Annotated in this window: 10 protein-coding genes; 1 reads left to right on the plus strand and 9 read right to left on the minus strand. The window is 61.4% G+C overall.

Going from position 1 to position 16,678, the window contains the following annotated elements:
* Positions 1–15 precede the first annotated feature (15 nt).
* Positions 16–330, plus strand: a complete 315-nt coding sequence (locus Q9245_RS01730; protein ID WP_305895541.1) for a hypothetical protein — start codon at positions 16–18, stop codon at positions 328–330.
* Here the strand turns inward: Q9245_RS01730 and Q9245_RS01735 are convergent.
* The 9 genes from Q9245_RS01735 to Q9245_RS01775 are packed head-to-tail and all read right to left on the minus strand — an operon-like array spanning position 327 to position 16,678.
* The gene (locus Q9245_RS01735) at positions 327–12,422 is read right to left on the minus strand and encodes an LPD38 domain-containing protein (protein ID WP_305895542.1); all 12,096 of its coding nucleotides are present in this window, start codon (positions 12,420–12,422) and stop codon (positions 327–329) included. The genes Q9245_RS01730 and Q9245_RS01735 overlap by 4 nt on opposite strands.
* The gene (locus tag Q9245_RS01740) at positions 12,422–13,756 is read right to left on the minus strand and encodes a hypothetical protein (RefSeq protein ID WP_305895543.1); all 1,335 of its coding nucleotides are present in this window, start codon (positions 13,754–13,756) and stop codon (positions 12,422–12,424) included. The genes Q9245_RS01735 and Q9245_RS01740 overlap by 1 nt, the downstream gene beginning before the upstream one ends.
* Positions 13,757–13,765: 9 nt before the next feature.
* Positions 13,766–14,005 carry a hypothetical protein gene (locus Q9245_RS01745; RefSeq protein WP_305895544.1) on the minus strand — a complete coding sequence of 80 codons (240 nt, stop codon included), beginning with the start codon at positions 14,003–14,005 and terminating at the stop codon, positions 13,766–13,768.
* The gene (locus tag Q9245_RS01750; protein WP_305895545.1) at positions 14,002–14,484 is read right to left on the minus strand and encodes a hypothetical protein; all 483 of its coding nucleotides are present in this window, start codon (positions 14,482–14,484) and stop codon (positions 14,002–14,004) included. The genes Q9245_RS01745 and Q9245_RS01750 overlap by 4 nt, the downstream gene beginning before the upstream one ends.
* A 2-nt stretch (positions 14,485–14,486) precedes the next feature.
* Complete coding sequence (locus tag Q9245_RS01755) at positions 14,487–15,167, minus strand: hypothetical protein (RefSeq protein ID WP_305895546.1); 681 nt, start codon at positions 15,165–15,167, stop codon at positions 14,487–14,489.
* Positions 15,164–15,634, minus strand: a complete 471-nt coding sequence (locus Q9245_RS01760; RefSeq protein WP_305895547.1) for a hypothetical protein — start codon at positions 15,632–15,634, stop codon at positions 15,164–15,166. Before Q9245_RS01760 ends, Q9245_RS01755 begins: the two co-directional genes overlap by 4 nt.
* The gene (locus tag Q9245_RS01765) at positions 15,631–15,912 is read right to left on the minus strand and encodes a hypothetical protein (RefSeq protein ID WP_305895548.1); all 282 of its coding nucleotides are present in this window, start codon (positions 15,910–15,912) and stop codon (positions 15,631–15,633) included. The genes Q9245_RS01760 and Q9245_RS01765 overlap by 4 nt, the downstream gene beginning before the upstream one ends.
* Before the next feature lie 3 nt (positions 15,913–15,915).
* Positions 15,916–16,305, minus strand: a complete 390-nt coding sequence (locus Q9245_RS01770) for a DUF4376 domain-containing protein (protein WP_305895549.1) — start codon at positions 16,303–16,305, stop codon at positions 15,916–15,918.
* On the minus strand, positions 16,283–16,678 hold the full coding sequence (locus Q9245_RS01775) for a hypothetical protein (protein WP_305895550.1): 396 nt from the start codon (positions 16,676–16,678) through the stop codon (positions 16,283–16,285). Before Q9245_RS01775 ends, Q9245_RS01770 begins: the two co-directional genes overlap by 23 nt.

The raw sequence follows: 16,678 nt of genomic DNA on the forward strand, positions 1-16,678 counted from the left end.
AACGAGGGGTAGGCTATGTTCTGGCTAGGGGCACATCAGGATTTTTGGTACAGCTTATTGCTGTCAGGGGCCTTGATTGTGATCTTTCCGGTCTGGCGAAAGTTGCGGCCGAAGGGCTATCACATGGATATGGGCTGGATGGATTGGTGTGGGTATTACTTCTTGCGGGGGATGGTCATTACCATGATCGGCGGGGTGGCCGACTGGCCGGTGGTCATGGCTGCCGGGGTGTGGCTTATGTGCGGGCTGTACCCGCTGGCCATCCTTGGCCTGCTGGGTAAGGTGGAGGATTTGCGGGTGACGCTGGTGCGCGCCTGGCGGGAGCGTTAGCCGTCCATCTCGCCGTACCGCTTGTTGAACTGGTCAATCGCCCGCTTCATCAGGCGTTCAACCTCTTGGAGCTTGACGTCCTTTTCGGCGGCCGTCAGGTCGTCCAGCGCTTCTATCCGATCACGCTTCTTGCGCAAGAGCTTCAAGCGTTTTTCGGTTGCGTTCATGGCCCCCGAGAGGCGCAGCTTGTTGCCATGATCTCGCAAGAACCGAGCCCGGTCCGCGCCCTTTAGCGCATCTCTTTCCGCTGTCAGTTGGTTGATCTCATCCCGGCGGTCGTAGAATTTCGACTGATCTTCATACGGCAGCACCTTGCCATGGAGCTTCCGAAGGAACGGCACTTCGCGCGCTTCCAGCTCCACCCCTTGCAGCCACTTGGCGCCAAAGTTGGGGGTGCGGTTGGTGAAGAAGTCATACGCGCCGCCGCCGTAGTAGCCCACCAGATAGTCCATCACGTCGGGGCTCAGGTCTACGGCGCCGCTGCGGTAATCGCTGCCGCCGGTGGCGCGGTTCAGCGTCTCGGCCAGCGTCTTGTAGAGCTGCGGGGTGTTGCGGAACGACAAGGTGCTGTCGGGCTTCGGGGTGCCGAACGGGAAGTCCTCTTTGTAGAGCGGGCCGCCTGCAAAGTTTTCGTTTAGCGGAATGGTGACCAGCGGCTTCAGAATCGTCGGCGCCACGTTCTTACCGATCAGGCCGTGCAACTCGTCGGAGTCCTCAAAGCCAATCGGGGAGAAGCTGCCGAGCGCGCCCAGCGTCAGGTTGGTGGCGATCTTGCCGGCCGACTGGCTGCTGAACGCCAAGTGTTCCAGACTCGAGCCGGCCAGCGGGAAAATGTTGTACCCGTAAGGCAGCGGGATCGTCCAATACTCGCCCGGCTCACCGCCGTACAGCGACTTCATGATGACGATGTTGCGCTCCTTCACGTAGTCCGGCACCTTGTCCCACCAGTTCTCGCCATCGTCGTCCTCGCCCGCCACCAGCCGGTTCAGCATGGACAAGGCAAAGCCGCCGACCGCCATGCCCGCGGCAATCTTCTGCGCGGTGTTAAAGCGGCTCCACAGCTTGTCGCCCTTCTGGCCATTGAGTCGGCCCAGGGTGCGGACAAAGTTGGCCGTACCCTGCACGGAAGCGTTGGCGAACATATACAGCGCGTTCATGGTGGTGCCCAGCTCGCCGCGCCGGTTAAAGTTGACCGTCATGTTTTTGGCCAGTGACGCCGCCCGCGTGCGCGGAATGCCCGCCTGAATGGCGTTGACGTAGGCCGCCAGCCGCACCCCGTTCTCGATGGCCGAGTTGGTGTGCTCCACCCAATCGGTGACCGCATGGAAGGCGCGCCGACTCATGTTGGTGAAGCCCCCGCTGGCCATGCCGATCATGGTTTCCAGCTCCGCCCGCTGGCCGTCCAAATCCTTCATATCGAACCAGCCGGTTTTCGCCCCGTCCGCCCGAAAGCGATCAAACTCTCGCTGCATCTCGCCGCTGCGACCGGATAATGCCTTGTCGCCTTTCAGTGACGCGTTGATGGCGCGAATAGCGAACGGCACGTCCTTCAGAGTTTGGGCCACAATGGCCTTGCCTTTGACCTTGCCGCCCTCGGCCGATTGCTCCGACGACAAGTTCAACAGCGCGGTCTGAATGTCCCGCGAGAAGTTGGAGATCACAAACTCCGGGTTGTAGCTGGTGTTCAGGGACGACATAAGGCGAGTGACGGCGCTCAGAGAGCGCACCAGCAGGCCGGCGTTGTCCGGTCCAAGGTTCTTCATCGCCGCCATCAGGCGCGGGTCACCGATCTTGATGTAGTAGGTGTCGCCGTTCACCTTAGTGGTGAAGTAGCGATCCTGCATCATCGCCATTGGCACGACCGTCTCGCGCACCTCGATCTTGGTCTTTCCGGTTTTGGGGTCTTTGACCCTCACCGCCTTGCGCTCCACCTCGGGGTTGTCGGCGGTGTAGATTTGCCACAGGTCGCTGTTCGGGTGGTCATGCACCAGCTTCAGGAAGGTGTTGCCAACTTCATTCTTGCGGTGGCGCAGCACGGCCTCGGTCAAATCGCTGACCGTGTTGGCGACCGGCGAGGCGGCTTTGCTCTTACGGCCGGCGGCCATCTTCGACTCGGGGCCGGAAATGGCAAAGCCCTTTCCTGCGTGCGGCAAACTGTCCTGGGTTTCGTCGGCAGCAAAGCCCTTGAGCGGTACGTAGTGGCGATAAGCCTCTTCCCATGCCCCTCGGGTTTCGTCATCCAGCAGGCCGTTCTCGTTCAGAATCTCGCGGCGCTTGGCCAGCATGGCGTGAACCTGCCCCGCCAGCTCTTTGTATTGCCGCAACTTGCCGTCCTGATCCACCTTGTTGATGATGGCAGCGGCTTCGGCGTTGGTCATGCCCGAGCCCCCGTCTGGCCGCTCAGGGTCGCGCTGGGCGATCACCCGATTACGCTCCGGGGCGTGCATGGCGTACAAGAATTCGTCCAGCGACGGCAGGCTCACGCCGTACTCGGACATCTTCTTGGCCAGCGGCTCGATCATGGATTCGCGCAGCAGGCGCAGGTCGTTCTCGACCTTGCCGTGAAACAGCTCTTCGGCCTGGTAGGCGTTGGCGTCTTCGGCAATCTCGCCGTGCGCGGCTTCAATGTTTTGCTGGATACCCTTCAGCACCGTGAACTTATCGGCAATGAGGGCGACGGCCTTGCGAATCAGGGTGTCGTCAGCGGTTTCAAACGACTGCCGCCCCGTCCGGCTGAACCGTATGTCCGCATTGTCGGGGTCGAAAGCACCGGTGTTGCCGGTGGCGGATTTGATTTGATTGGGGCGAAAGGCAGCGTACTGCAGAGTGCCGTCGCCCATATCGGAGATCACGCCATCGTAGCCGTCGCGCTCAATGACGCTGCGCCCTTCCTCGGTAGCCAGAGATTCCAGAGCATCACTTAATTCGCCCAAACCGATTTCGTCATTGATCGCGGACAGCGCATCGCTTGGTGATAAGCGTTCGCCGGTCATGGCCTCGTAAACGGTGGCGGCCTGCGCGCGATTACTGAAAAGCTCGTTAGGCGTCAGGCGTAGCGGCTTTTCGATGGCCACGTAGGCCGGTATCAGGTTGCTGCCGAATTCCGCGGCCGCATCTTGGTTGTCGGCAAAGTAAAAGCCAAAGCGGGTATCGTTCCACGCGGTATTTTTGCCGAGCTGACCCCGGTCGAACTCGGTGAACGACTCATTGGTGCCGTGATACACCACCAGCGGCGCGCCGTTCTCATCCACCACCTTGCTGTCACCGAACCACTTGCGGAAGGCGTCGGTGTCGGTTTGCTTCTGGCCGGTGCGACTGAAATTGGCGGCAGCGAAACTCGGCACATCTTCATCACTTTCGATTTGATTGGACGAGATGGCAACGCTTTCCTCTACACCAACTGATTGCCCGTCGGCCAGATAATCGTTGAGCGTCCAGCCATCATTGCCCGCATACTTATTTGCCTCGGCAACCGTGAGCAGTCTCCCGCCCGGAAGGTCAAAATCAATCTTTACGTGATTAGGGTTAATCTTGACGCTCACAACTGGCCCGCCGTCGGCGTACTCTTCTGCCATATCTTTTCTGGGAGTGAAGTAAGCCGGGCCTTTTAGCAGCCCATCCTCTGAAATTCCGGCTATAAAGCTGTCATCTGTGCCATGATAAAGCTTTACACCTCCTTGAACGTCGCCAGAAATAATGTCTGCCTGACCCTGTTCGCCCTCACGACTCATTGCTGCGGCTCCTTGTTGATCGGAGCCTGAGTTTAGAGCATTCCCCTGGCGACTAAAATACGCCTCGGCCTGAGCAATCTCATCGTTGACGGCCTGCACCGACACCACGGATTCGTCCCAGATGACGTAGTTGCGGTCGCCTTCTTCGCGCAATCGGGCCACCGCGTCAACGGTGCCGGGCGACGGGTCATAGTTGGGCAGGCTATCACCCAGCACGGTGCTCACCGCTTGGGCGGGATAGTCAAAGCCCAGCCAGTCGTCTGCGTTCAGGGCGGTCAGTAGCATCTCGTTGTCAGGCGAGAACGCGCCGGTGCCGAACAGCTCCACCACGTCCTCAATCTCGGCATCCTCCGGCAGCTCGGTTAGGAACTCGTCTCGGATTTCCTTAAAGCTGCGATGGCGACTACTGCCGTCCAGATAGCGCAGCCCCGGAATGCCCAACTCGGCCAAGCGGCGACTGGCTTTTTCTGCCGTCCCGATAGACTGGTGCAGGGCCGTGTAGATCGTCTGACCACGAATCAGTCCCTCATCAATCGTCTCTTGAAAGAACGGCTTTTCTTTGCCGATCAGATCCAGCACTGGCGCCAGCTTTTCAACCACGCCCTTTGGCTGCTTGGACAGGGGCATATCCCAATCCAGATAATCCGAGTCGTCGGGAATCTCGACTTCGTACAGGTTGCCCGTATCGGACATTGCCGCTTTTAGCTCGCCCTGCCCTGTGTCCACCAAGGCGCTGCCATCGCGCAGAATGTAGGCCCGCTGATTGTCTTGGTACAAAATGTCAACCGATCCAAGCTCCAGCTCAAAGAGCGCATCGACGTGGATCTGTCCGTCCTCGTCAAATTCGATACTGCCGTATTTTTCCAGCATCGCCAGATCCGACGCACCGAAGTGATCGGACACCTGCTGCCGGGTGAAATACGGGCCTTTCGTCATTAGATGGCGCAGGAAAACATCAGCCTTGGACCCCTTGGGCGCCGGATTCAGGTTGTCAAAATCCACGTTGGCATCGGAAAGGGTCGCCCGGTAATACTCGGCCACCTTCCGATTGCCGGCAAAGTACAAGCCCCAGCCATACGCCTGGGCGCCCTCGCCAGTACCCATTGCCGCAAGACTGAACTTATCAAAGCGGTGAGGGGTGCCGTGGAAGGCGCGCCGGAAATGGTTGTCGGCCTCGGATGGCCGGGAAACGCCCCCTTGCTCCACGGTCTTCTGTGCTCCTGCCAAAATGCCCAAAAGGTCAGTTTCGGTCATTTCCAGCGTGAAGCCAAGACGACGGAGGCCGTCGCGCACGGCGGCGACAATCTTGTGCCACAACTTCTGGTGCTTGCCGGTTTCCGCCAAGTGCGCCAGCAGTTCCTCGGCCACGGTCAGACGGTGGTTGACGTTGCTGGCGTTGAAGTCACCGTTCGGGTAATAGTTGCGAATGATCTCTTTGGCTTTGTCCGACTTGGCAAAGCTCAGGTACACCCGGTTCAGCAACGGCTTCAATTCAGCGCCCATCATCGTGCGCAGGCCGTAATGCCCCACGACTTCGTGCAGCACGACTTCTTCCAGTGCGGCGCGTGAAGGTATGCGTGAGGCCAGAATATACACCTTGCCCTCGAAGTACACGCCGCGCATGTCGCCCTCGGCCTGGGCTGCACGAATGGCGTCACGCAACCGCTTCGGGAACTCGCTGATCCGGTCGGCAATGACCACCTTGGGCTTGCCTTTCCAGTCGGCCATCAGGGTGTCGGTGATGCTCTCGGCCTGGGCGGCAGTCAGGTTCGGGCTGGCTTGAGTGGGGGTGCGGCGAAAGCCGGCGCTTTCCATGCGGTACGGCACCTCAATCGTCAGGCCGCCGCGCCCCTTCATCACCACGATGGCCTGCTCGTCTGCGGTGTCGGCAGTGCTGGACGGCGGGGTTTGCTGGCGCTCGGCATCGGTCATTGACTGACGGGCCTGCGTGTTGCGCGCCTCAATCTCTCCGGCCAGCGCACGGTACACGGCATACGGGCCACTGAATCGGTGCTGCTCGGCCACCGCTTCCGCCGCCTTCGCCTTGCTTTGCAGTTCGCGCATCGGCTCCAACTGCCGGCGCGCCTTTGCTGCACTCCGTTCCAGCGCTTTTATCATGCTGGGCAACTTGCGGGTGTCGGTATCAAACTCGTGGATCACTTCGCGGGGGATGGCCTCTCGAATCAAGATGGCGGCATCGCCGGCCTGATCCCGCAAAAACAGGTTGCGCTCCCGCATCTTGTGGCGTTTTGGCAAGCTGTACCAGTTGCGCTCCAATTCATCGAAGCGCCGCGCTAGGTCGGGGTCTTGGCGCACTTTGTCGCTATACACCCAACCCATTTCGTTTTTAATGTGGCGCAGCATTCCGCTCGGCCGGTCACTGTTGGCGTAGTCCATTAGGCGCTTGGACGATTGGTACATGAGCGCGTAGGTGGCCAGATCGGCCTGCTCATCCACGTATTGAATCAAGTCTTGATTGTCGTCAAACCAGCGTTCCAGTCGCCGGCTCCACATATCTGACTGGCCGGACAGCGCATCTTTAATGGCTTCTACAAAGTCTCGATCCGAATTGCCGCCCGTCGCAAAGCCTTCAGAATCCTGAATGGCGTGCTGGATTTCGTGCAGCAGCGTGGACAATATCTGTTCGTCGGTGCGCGTGGTGTTGAGGGTAATGCCTCGACCGTAAACGAAGGTTCCGTATGAGCCGTCTTCAGCGATGGCGTCCAGATACACCGGAATGTTCGCCAATCTCGGGTATGCGGCAAACAGCTTGGGGTGATCCAGCAAGGTGTCCAGCATCGTTGTTTCATGCTTGCCGCTCACCGACTGCAGGAGCCTGGCTTGGTCGTCGCTGATTTCGTAGCGCCACATACCATCGACGCCTCGGGACCAGCCGGTTTCCCGGCGAATTGCCGGCATTGGCCGCCCGTCCTTGGCCATATCTCTCGCCCGTTCCAGCTCCGTCAGGTCGGACGTGTCCGCCTGCGGGCCAGCAAACATAAAGCGGGGGTCGTTGCGGGAAAACATGGCGACGCTGCCGCCGTCCGTCTCTTTGGTTTCGATGACCTGGAATAACTGGTCATACGCCGCCCGAACCTCGGGGATTTCGGCGGCTTCCGGGTAGGGGTAGCTGTCGGCTTCTTCCATGCCCAAGGCTTCCGACGCTTTCCAATACTCTTCGGAAACGATGTTGGACAGGTACTCGTTGGCCGCGCCCTGATCCTTCAGCTTTTCGATCACGTAGCTTTCAAAAGCGCGCGCGGTCATTTCCACGTCGGTGGACCAATACGCTTTCGTGCGCATTCTATCCAGCCGTTTGGCGCGCTCACGCATACCGATGCGGTTCACGGTTTTGCGTATCGCTGCCAAGGCTTCCGTCACTTCCGGGCGCACACTCGCATCCGGTCGGCCAGCGGTGGCGTAGTTCTCGACGGGCTTGCCGCCGCGCTCACGACCAAAATAGTTGTCCAGCGAGTGCCACCATTCGTGCGCCAAGCTGCCCGCACCCTGCTTCTTGGTCAGGTTGATAACGATGTTGCCGGGCTCGTAATGCGCCATTGCGGCATTCTTACCGCCCTTGCCTCGCGCGCCAAAGGCCAGCCCCAGCTCACCGTTCAGAGACAGCGCCTTGGGCGGCACGTTAAGAATGCCCGCCAAGTCCATCAGCCCGTCGTAGGCTTCGTTCAGGTCTTGCTGGCGACGGCCTTGCTCCACGTAGTTGCCAAACTGCACACCACGAAAACCGAAGGCTTCAGCAAAGGCTTCGGGGGTTACGTCGCCGCCGTTGCGGTGATCCTTGCCCACCCGGGGCGAGTTGCCCGCTTTCCGGTGGTTCGGAATGTGCTTCATCTTGTCCAGTGTGCGCTCAAGCTCGGCTTGATTCTCGGCCAAATACGCGCGGGCCTCGGTCGGCGTGGTGAATCCTTCTTTGACTCGCACCACGTCCCGGCCAATTTTCTTGCCAATGAACACGTCGCTGCGGTCGTGCCGGCTGGAATAAATATCAAACCGCGTATGCTTCGCCGTCTTCTCTTTGCCGTCCAGTTCGGCGTGAACCTTGCGGAAGGCTTCAATGGCCTGCTCTTTGGTGTCTTCGGCCACCAGCTTGCGCGGCATGTTGCCAAACGAGCCCGTCTTGGCCACCCGTTCGATCAGCCACTTGTTGAAATTGCCGTGTTCGCCTTCGTAAATGGTGAAGTGGGCGGGGTAGAACCGGAGCCCTTTCAGGCTCTTGTCATGGCCCACGGCGGCGTACAAGTCGGCGCGGTTAAACACCTGAACGTCTACCGCGTGATACCGGTCTTTTTTGGCGAAGTCGCGCAGATCATTCACGGCCACGTCGCCGTCCAGCACCGATTCGGTGAAGTTGCGTAAGGCTTCAACTTGCCGCACCCAGCCTTTGAGCTTCCACTTGGCGCGGGGCTTGGGCGGCACTTCGTCGCGGGCGGCGTGTGCAAAGCTCACAGCCTCCGGGTCGGCCCCGGCGGCCAGCAATTTTTCGTAATCCGGCTCCGGCCACGACTCGGACAGCGGCACGCTGGCTACGTCTTTGTCTTTTGCCGCCGCCAGCTTGCTCGCGTAGTCCTTGCGCGCGCCTTCAATCTTCTCGCCAAAGTCTTCGATTGGCGTCTCGGGCTGGCGCGCATCGGCTTCCTTCTGCGCCTCGGTCGGGTTCTGGTCCACTTCGGCCGCAGCTTGTTCAACCTGTTCTGGCGGCGTCAAGAAGCGCTCAAGCAACTCTGCGCCTTCACGCTCATCATCGGCGCGTCGCTCTTCATCGGTCATCTTGGCTCGGCGCTCTTCTCGGGCCTTAACTTCGTCTTGCCATGCCTTTTCTTCGGCTTGCTCCTTCGCTTTTGCTTCCGCTTTTTGCTTTGTTGCGGCCTTGTGCTCAGACTCAAGTGCGCTGTGAATAATGGCACCCAGGGTATTCTCACCGTATATGGAGTCCTTTTCTCCGGCGAACTCCTTGTTGAGCTGGATAATAAGATTGTTCTTGAATGTGTCGCCCTTGTGGCGTCCTGTTGGCCACTGGCTTACGCGGTCGTACTGCTTGCCGTACCTCGCAAGAGCATCGGCCTGATCCTGCTTTGCCAGCTCCCGCGCCATCTTGGCGTTGCGTAACGCATCGTTCACGCGGCGGCGGCGGCGTTTTTCGTTCACGGAATTAACGCTGATCGACTCGCTGTTCCGGGGGCCATCGCCTTCAAGGTCGATACTTTGCTTGGATTTCTTGTACTGCCTGGATGCCCAGTCTGCTGCTATGGCATCCTGCTGTTGTGCGTAAGCCTCCAGCTTTCCGGTCCAGTTTGGCGCTTCGTCGGCCCGGGCTTTGGGTTCGCCTTGGCTCAGCATGCCGGCCTGCCGATTGAAAAACTGATTGAAGTCGTTGAACGCCTTTCCAGTTAGCAGATCATCCAGCCCGGCGTCCATAGAAGCGGTCGGTGTGCCGTCTTTTTCCAGACTGCGAGTGGCTACATTGCCATTAGGGTGGCGCACCTCCTGATAGACCTTGCCGTTCCACACGTACTGCCGGGCTTCAAAGCCGTTGCCCGCCTCGCGCCATTCCGGCTTGCGGTTGCCTTTGCTGTCCTCGCCATCGGACAGCGCGCCATTCAATTTCGGGGTGTTCGGGTTATCGCGGGCGGCAACGAGGCTGGCCATTGCTTCCGGGGTGCGCTCCCCAAGAAGGCCGTCTGCCTTGTCCTGGGGCTCGCGCTTCTGCAGAGCTGATGACTGAGTTTCGGCCGGCGCATCAAACATATTTCCCTGCCCACGCGCCTCGGCCTGGTCCACGGCACTGTCACTGCCGGACAGTACAAAGTCGTCCGCTTCCGCGTCGGCCTTCTCTTTCTGCTCGGCCTGCTTGCGCTGCTCGGCCTCGGCTTTCTCGGCGGCGTCTCGGGCAGCGGCCTGCTCGGCCAGTTGTTCCTCGGTCTGGGGTTCGAGGTCGAGGGTTGGCGCTACTTCGCTTTCTGATTGTCCGCTTTGATCTGCGCCAACGGGGTCTGCTTCAGGTACTGGTTGATTTCGTCCAGACTCTTGCCCGCTCGTAACAGGCGTTCGCTGGCCAGATGGATTTGCCGGTCGTTCGCCGCTCGGTTCAGTTGATCCGCGTTCATAGTTCAGTAGCTCCTGCTTCAATGCTTTGGCAACGGTGCTTCGATCTTCCCCATCGTACACCCTTCGGGCGGCTTGGTTCACCATCGCGTTCAGGTCGGGCGTGGTGGTGACGCGACCGATCAGGTCCAGGCTGCGCGCGCTGCGCTCGGTGATGTCGGCGTTGGCTTTCTTGGCGATCTTGTTGCCCGCCTCAGAAGCGCGATCGACATTATTATTCAATGACTTGAACAACCGCTTGTCGGCGTTCAACTGCTGGCGCAAGCTGTCCAGCACCTTCATGCGCTCTTGCATGAGGCTGATTTCCTGCGGGTCATCCCCGAACAGGCCGCTTTGCTCGCCGGCGTTTTCGGCAAACTCGGCGGCCCGCACTTCGTTCAGCACCAGTTCGCGCTCGTAGTCCTTGGTCGGCTTCAGGTTCTGAAACGCCTTCACGGCGGTTTCCTGCTGCCGGGCGTCGTCAAAGGCGCTGCCAATGGCGGCCCCGTCTTTCTCGCTCAACTGACCGGCGGCAACCATCCCGAACACATTGTCCGACAATTTGGCCAGCGCCTCGCCGTCGCGGGACACTTGGTTGTTGGGCAGATCGTAGGCTTTGCGCACCTCGGGCAGCGGCACCTCGGAATCGCGGAACACCTTGGCCACGTCCAGCGGCTCGGCCTTGCCATCGGCAATGTTGGTCATCGCGGCCTTTACGCGCACGTCGGCCACGGATTCGCCATCGGCCTCGTCGATGATGCGGGCGTTGATCTCCCCTTGGTTCAGCTTGCGGGCCAGATCGACGCGGTGATGTCCGTCGGCCACGTACAGGTCGCCGTTCTCGCGCTTGTGCAGCAACACAAAACCGGCGCGGTCGTCGTCCCACTGGGTCACGCCCTCAAGACGCTTGTCCACACCCTGCTCGTTGACGCGGCTGCGGAACTGGTACTGCTCGGGATCGACCTTGATCTGATCCACGGGCACGCGGAACACGCCGGTGCCGGATTCGGTCAGGCCGTCCGGAGCGGCCTGCGGTTCTGGGGCGGCCTCCGGTTGCGCGTCGGCTTGCGTCGGCACGGCCTGATCGAACACGTCAAACGGATTGCCGTTGACGGTCGTCTCGGGCAGCACGCCGTCGCGGAATATGTTGGTCTGCTCGGTCGCCCACTCGGGGCGGCCAGCGTAATCGTTGATCGGCGCGGGGTCGTCGGTCGGCTGCAGCACCGGCACGCCCTGATCCGGCGCCGGCGCGTCTTGTATCGGGTCGGACAGAACCGGCGGAACGGCGTCGTCGGTCGGGGGTTGCAGTCCCGGCTGGCGTGCCAGATTGACGGCAGCACCGGCGGTGCCTGCGCCTGTGCCATAAACGCCGCCCGCCACGGCGCCGGCGGCACCACGGTCCAGCGCTTCGCCAACGGACATCTCCACACCCGTGCCAAACTTCTCGCCCAGGTATTCGATGATGCCCTCTTGCATAAACTCGGTGGCCGCCTCTTTTCCACCGGCCTTCGCGCCTTCTTTGGCCATCTTGCCCAAGCCGCGCTTCAGCGCCTCTTTACCCAGCGCTTCCGCCCCGGCTTCGGTAATGCCTTTGGCGCCAAGGCGCTCCAACAGCGCCGAGCCAATCGCCGCCGGGGCCGCTTCCAGCACGTCGGTCAAATCGGCTTCCGCCTTGCCCTTGTTCTTGGCCCGCTCGGTGCCGATCTCGCCGGAGCGTGCGGTGATATACGTCGGCAGCGCCACCACGGCCGCCACCATGTCGGGAATTGATTTCACGCCCTGCTCGGCACCGTAGGCCATGACCTCGGCCCACGCACTGCCGGACAGCGCACCACCCTCGCTGAATTCCTGCTTGACGCGCTCCCAGGTGTGGTTCTCCTGATAGCCCACGCTTGCGTCGGCCCAGTAATCGGCGGCCAGCTTCAGCGGCTCATCACCGCCCTGCTCGGCGCGCCACTTGGCGTAATCCTCCGGGCCTTTGTAGTCCGGTATCAGGCCGTCTTCCCAGACCAGACCGCCCAGCGGGTGGCTTGCTTCGCCCCGTTCCGCCAGGGCGTTGGCCGACGTGAACAGGCCGCCCAGCAAATCACCGCTGCGCTCAAGCGCGCCCCGCGCCATGTTGAACGACGGAACGGGGGCTTGGTCCGCCACCTGCAAGCCCATCGGCTCACTGGCCGGCTGCTCGTCAAAAGCGTCGAACGGATTGGTCGAGGTGGCGTTGCCCGGGGCGGGCGCGTCGAATCGGTCAAAGGCGTTGGCCATTAAAAGCCCTCCGGCAGATAGCCGTATTTCGCTTCAAAGTCAGCGGCGAATTGGGGGTTTTGCTGCAGGTATTTTACCGCCTCGGGCGGCGCGGGGTTGGCCGGCTGTTTCGAGTGCGCCTGAGTAGCCAGTCCGCTTGCCGGCGGGGTGCCCTCCCGGTTCACCCGGCCGGAATAACTGCCATCGTCCTGCTTCACCGCGCTGCCGTCTTTCGGCAACACCTGCGCACTGCCACCCACCAGCTCAAGCCCCTTTGGTTTCGGTGCGCCGTCGTCCGGCCCGCCACTTTGGTGGGCGCGATTCATGATTTGCCGGTACGCCGCCATGCCTTCTTCCACCAGCTCCGGCTGGGATTTCTGCTCGTCCGGCATGAGCATTTCCTGCGCCTTCATGGCCTGGGTCACGTAGCTGCTGACAAAGCGGGACGGGTCGCTGCGCGCGGTGGACAGCATGTTCCACGCGGCGGTGTTGTCCGGCGCGATGCCCGACGCCACCAGCCACTCCGCCGTCTTCACGTCGGCGGGGGCTTTGCTGCTCGCTCCCGGCTTGTCCAGCTGTTTCAGCTGACCGTCCGGTCCCGCTTGCACCCACCCCAGTTGCGGGTGCTCAAACGGCGCGCTGTAGCGTTCGCTGCCGGGGTTCTTTCCAGTTAGCGCCGCCAACACCCGCGCGGCATTCTGTTGGGCGGCCTCGCCTCGAAACGCGTTGCGCAGAACCCGATACCCTTGCACCTGATTCACCAGCGCTTCGACCGGCGTTTCCAGCACCTCGTCATCGTCGCCCGCCACGCCCCGGTTTCGGGTCATGGGCGCGTTGTAGGTTTTGCCGTCCGGCCCTTCCACTTCCAGATCAATGGCGACCGTGCCCTTGCTTTGGCCCGGGTAGACGCCCGCAATGCGCTTGCGTCCGCCCTCACCCCGGTTGATCCGGTGGCTGAACAGGGCGTTCATCGAGTACAGCGCTTCGGGGTCGTTCGCCCCCAACGGATCGTTCGGGTCGATCACCCGTTGCGCAGCCTCAATCGCCGCGTCGGTCTTCGGGTCGAGCGCCGGCCAATACTGCGGGTTCTCTTTCAGAAACTGCATCTCGTCGTCGGACAGCTCCACGCCCTGCGCAATCTTGCCCAGCGTGAACTTCGCCTGCTCGGTTGCCCGCTTGCGCTGCGCGTCCTCCTGCTGACCGGCAAATTGCTGCTCGGTCATCTCCATGCGCCGGTCGGCGCGGTCGCTTTGCTTGTCCTGCAGCGCCTGGCTGTGCTGGCGTGCGTAATGTTGATCCATGAGGCCGAAGCCCTGCGCAAAGCCCGAGGCGAGCCCACGTGTATCGAGTGCCATAACGACTCCTTAAAAGATTTCCGAGGCGAGGTAGCCGACGCCTGCGCCGATGAACGCGCCCACCGGACCGCCCGCCATCATGCCGATGCCGGCGCCGGTGCCAATCGCGCTCATTTTCTGCTGCTTGTTGGCGGCGTCCATCGCGTCCTCAGCCTGCTTCTGTCGCGCCTGCTGACCGGCCAAGTCGCCCAGCCCCTGCAGGGCCTCGCCTTCCATCTGCTTGCCTAGCTGAAGAAGTCCGTAGCTCATTGGTTCATCACCCTGTCCGGAATGTTGGAGAGCCCCATGCCGCCCGCCAGAATGGCTTGCTGACGATCCAGCGCCGAGATGCGCGCTTCGTTGCCGGCGCTCACCGAGGCGGCGCTGCGGCCCACGTTCAGGGCTCGGGTTTGCGCCTCTTGCTGCGCCGGGGTCAAGGCCACGCCGTACCGCTCCCGGGTTTGGTTGTTGATGGTGTTGGCCGAGTCGAAGGCCAGGCCAACGGCCCCTTTGGCCTGATGGGCGGCTGCCATTGCCGCGTTCGGGTCCGTCGCTTCGGCGGCCAGCTGATCGACGCGAGGCAAGAAGCGGGTTTTCCAGTCTTCCCATTGCGCCCGGTTGAGTTGACCAAGCAGTTGGGATGCCCCCTGCTTGCCCTGAAACGCCTGATTAGGGTCTACATGGGTGCTACTGGTCAGGTTCCCGTATTGGCCATACAGCTGCTCGTTAAAGAAATCGCTGAAGCTCACGACTAACCCCCTGCGTAGTTGTAGAAGCCGCCACGGCTGTCATCCAAGCCGAACCGGTTGGGCGAGGCATCGAAGTTGGTGTTCATCGAGTAGCCGGGATCGGCGGCGGGCTTGAACCAATCGTTCTTCATGCCGTACCGAGCGCCCGCGCCCGCAACCGAGCCGATCAGCTGCAGGTTGGCCGAGCGGCGATTGAAATTCTGCGTGGCCTCGCTGATGGCGTTGGCCGAGGATTGCTGGGCAAGCCCCGAAAGCCCGGCTTGCGCCTGCCCGGACTGGCCTTGCCCGATGGCTACGATGTTCTGCAGGCCCAGTATCTTTTGGTTGTCCTGCTCAAACTGCGCCCGTCCCAGCGTTTCACCGCCGCTGTCGGCCACGTCCATCGCCAGTCCGGCCATTTCACCTTGGAATCGGCCGCTGCTGGGATCAATGCCCGCTTGGGTCATGCCCTTGGCGTAACCGTCCTGCGCGCCCCCGAGGGCTTGCGTTTGCGCCTGCATGGTGCGGCCCCGGATGTAGGACATATTCTGTTCCGAGTCCATCTGATCCACGGTGGCCATGTACTCGTTTTCCAGTGGCGCCAGCTTGTCCTGCGCCAGATTCCACTTCTCCGCCGCCACCTGCGCCAGATACTTTTGTTCTGGGGTGTCTTTTACCTCGTTGTCTCCGCCGCCGCCGCTCATGAGTGGGCGCCCTCCTTCAAGTCGTTCAAGTAGTCGCTCAGGGTGTCTTCGTGAAAATGCGCCCTGATCTGCGGGCCAGCCGACTCCATCCAGGCTTCACCGCCGACGAGGTACGCGCACTGCACCACCACGCTGGTGAGCTGGTCGCGGAGCACAAAGGCCAGAGTTTGGTTGTGCGCCGAGCCACTGCGTTCCAGCGCCACACTGTCGCGCCAGTCTTGCAGCGCGGCCGCCATGAGGGGGCGCAAATAGAGTTCGTGTTGACGGTAAAAGGGGTTGGCGGGCAGCTCGATCAGCGCCTGCCAGAACGCGGAAATGATGACCGAATCGGTCAGCGCCTTGTCTTTGTCGATCAGGTCATCGAGCGTCTGGGAGATGCGAAACAAGGTTTGGCAGAAGCGAATGGCGGGCTCGCAGCCTTGAAGCGCTTGCTGCAAAAACTGCTGTTCGTCGGGTCTTGGCATCATGTCTGCCCTACACTCGGATTGTCTGTCGATAGTGTATCACCTCGATGCACCGCAAGCACGGTCACGGCGTACATGACGTCCGAGTGAAAACTGCTCTTGCAGTGGTTGGCTTGCCAGAAGAACAGGCGGTTGATAAGGCGGTAGCCGGTGCGCCAGCGGGGGCGCTCCCGGTTCACGTAACAGCGGGCGGATACCGTCATATCCGGCGAGCCGTTCAGGACGATTTTGTTGAGTCCTTGGGACAGCCAGGCGGCAATCCCCCAGAGCCAGTCGCGCATGGGCTATTCCTCCAGCCAAAAGGAAAGATCACTCAATTGCGCCGGGGTCGGCGCGGGGTTCGTTTGCCAGAATTGTTCGGCCTTGACGTGGAGCACCGCGCCCCGGGCCGCCCGGTTGGTTTTCACTTCGGCGTACACCTGCTCCAGCTCGGCCTTGGTCAGTGCGACGTAGGTGTTGTCCGCCCGCTTCCAGGTCAGCTTGCCCTCCTGCAGCGTGGGCAAGTTGTCGAACTGCTCGATGGAACCGGCCATGCGGGCGTCGCTGCGCTCGTCGCAGTCGAACACGCCGAAGCTGGTGGCGACCGGGGCAATCTCGTGGGTGTCGCGCCAGCGCTTGATTTGTTCCCAGGTTGCCGGGCGGTTATCGGGATTAAGTTGCAGGGATCGCTTCAACGGTCACCTCCTGCGTCAAGTACGGCACCGCCTCGAAGGCCAAGGTGTAAGTGCCCGGTAAGTCCACCGAAAAACGCACCTCGCCGTCGGTCACTGCGTCGCTCTGGCCATCGGGCCAGATCACCGTGGTGCCTTCAGGGATGCCGGAAATCAAGCACTCATCAATACCGTCGGCGGTGATTTGCGCGGCACTGACGGTGAGGGTTAGCGGGTGGCGGGCGTGAAACTCCGTCCCGTCAAACCAGTGCGCGGCGGCATCGAAATCTAACGGGACTTCTTGGGCGCTCTGTCCAGCCCCAGCTTGTGGGGGGTTAAGGCAGACGTGCTCCGCAAAAATCACCCCGCGCTCGTCTGAGATTACAAACTTTCGCAC

The organism is Marinobacter sp. MDS2 (assembly GCF_030718085.1).
Taxonomy (GTDB): Bacteria; Pseudomonadota; Gammaproteobacteria; order Pseudomonadales; family Oleiphilaceae; genus Marinobacter.

Excerpts from the sequence above, each read along its gene's own strand:
- Q9245_RS01765 (WP_305895548.1), bottom strand. The coding sequence starts at position 15,912 with ATGCGCGACTGGCTCTGGGGGATTGCCGCCTGGCTGTCCCAAGGACTC.
- Q9245_RS01760 (WP_305895547.1), bottom strand. The coding sequence starts at position 15,634 with ATGATGCCAAGACCCGACGAACAGCAGTTTTTGCAGCAAGCGCTTCAA.
- Q9245_RS01730 (WP_305895541.1), top strand. The coding sequence starts at position 16 with ATGTTCTGGCTAGGGGCACATCAGGATTTTTGGTACAGCTTATTGCTG.
- Q9245_RS01755 (WP_305895546.1), bottom strand. The coding sequence starts at position 15,167 with ATGAGCGGCGGCGGCGGAGACAACGAGGTAAAAGACACCCCAGAACAA.
- Q9245_RS01735 (WP_305895542.1), bottom strand. The coding sequence starts at position 12,422 with ATGGCCAACGCCTTTGACCGATTCGACGCGCCCGCCCCGGGCAACGCC.
- Q9245_RS01740 (WP_305895543.1), bottom strand. The coding sequence starts at position 13,756 with ATGGCACTCGATACACGTGGGCTCGCCTCGGGCTTTGCGCAGGGCTTC.
- Q9245_RS01745 (WP_305895544.1), bottom strand. The coding sequence starts at position 14,005 with ATGAGCTACGGACTTCTTCAGCTAGGCAAGCAGATGGAAGGCGAGGCC.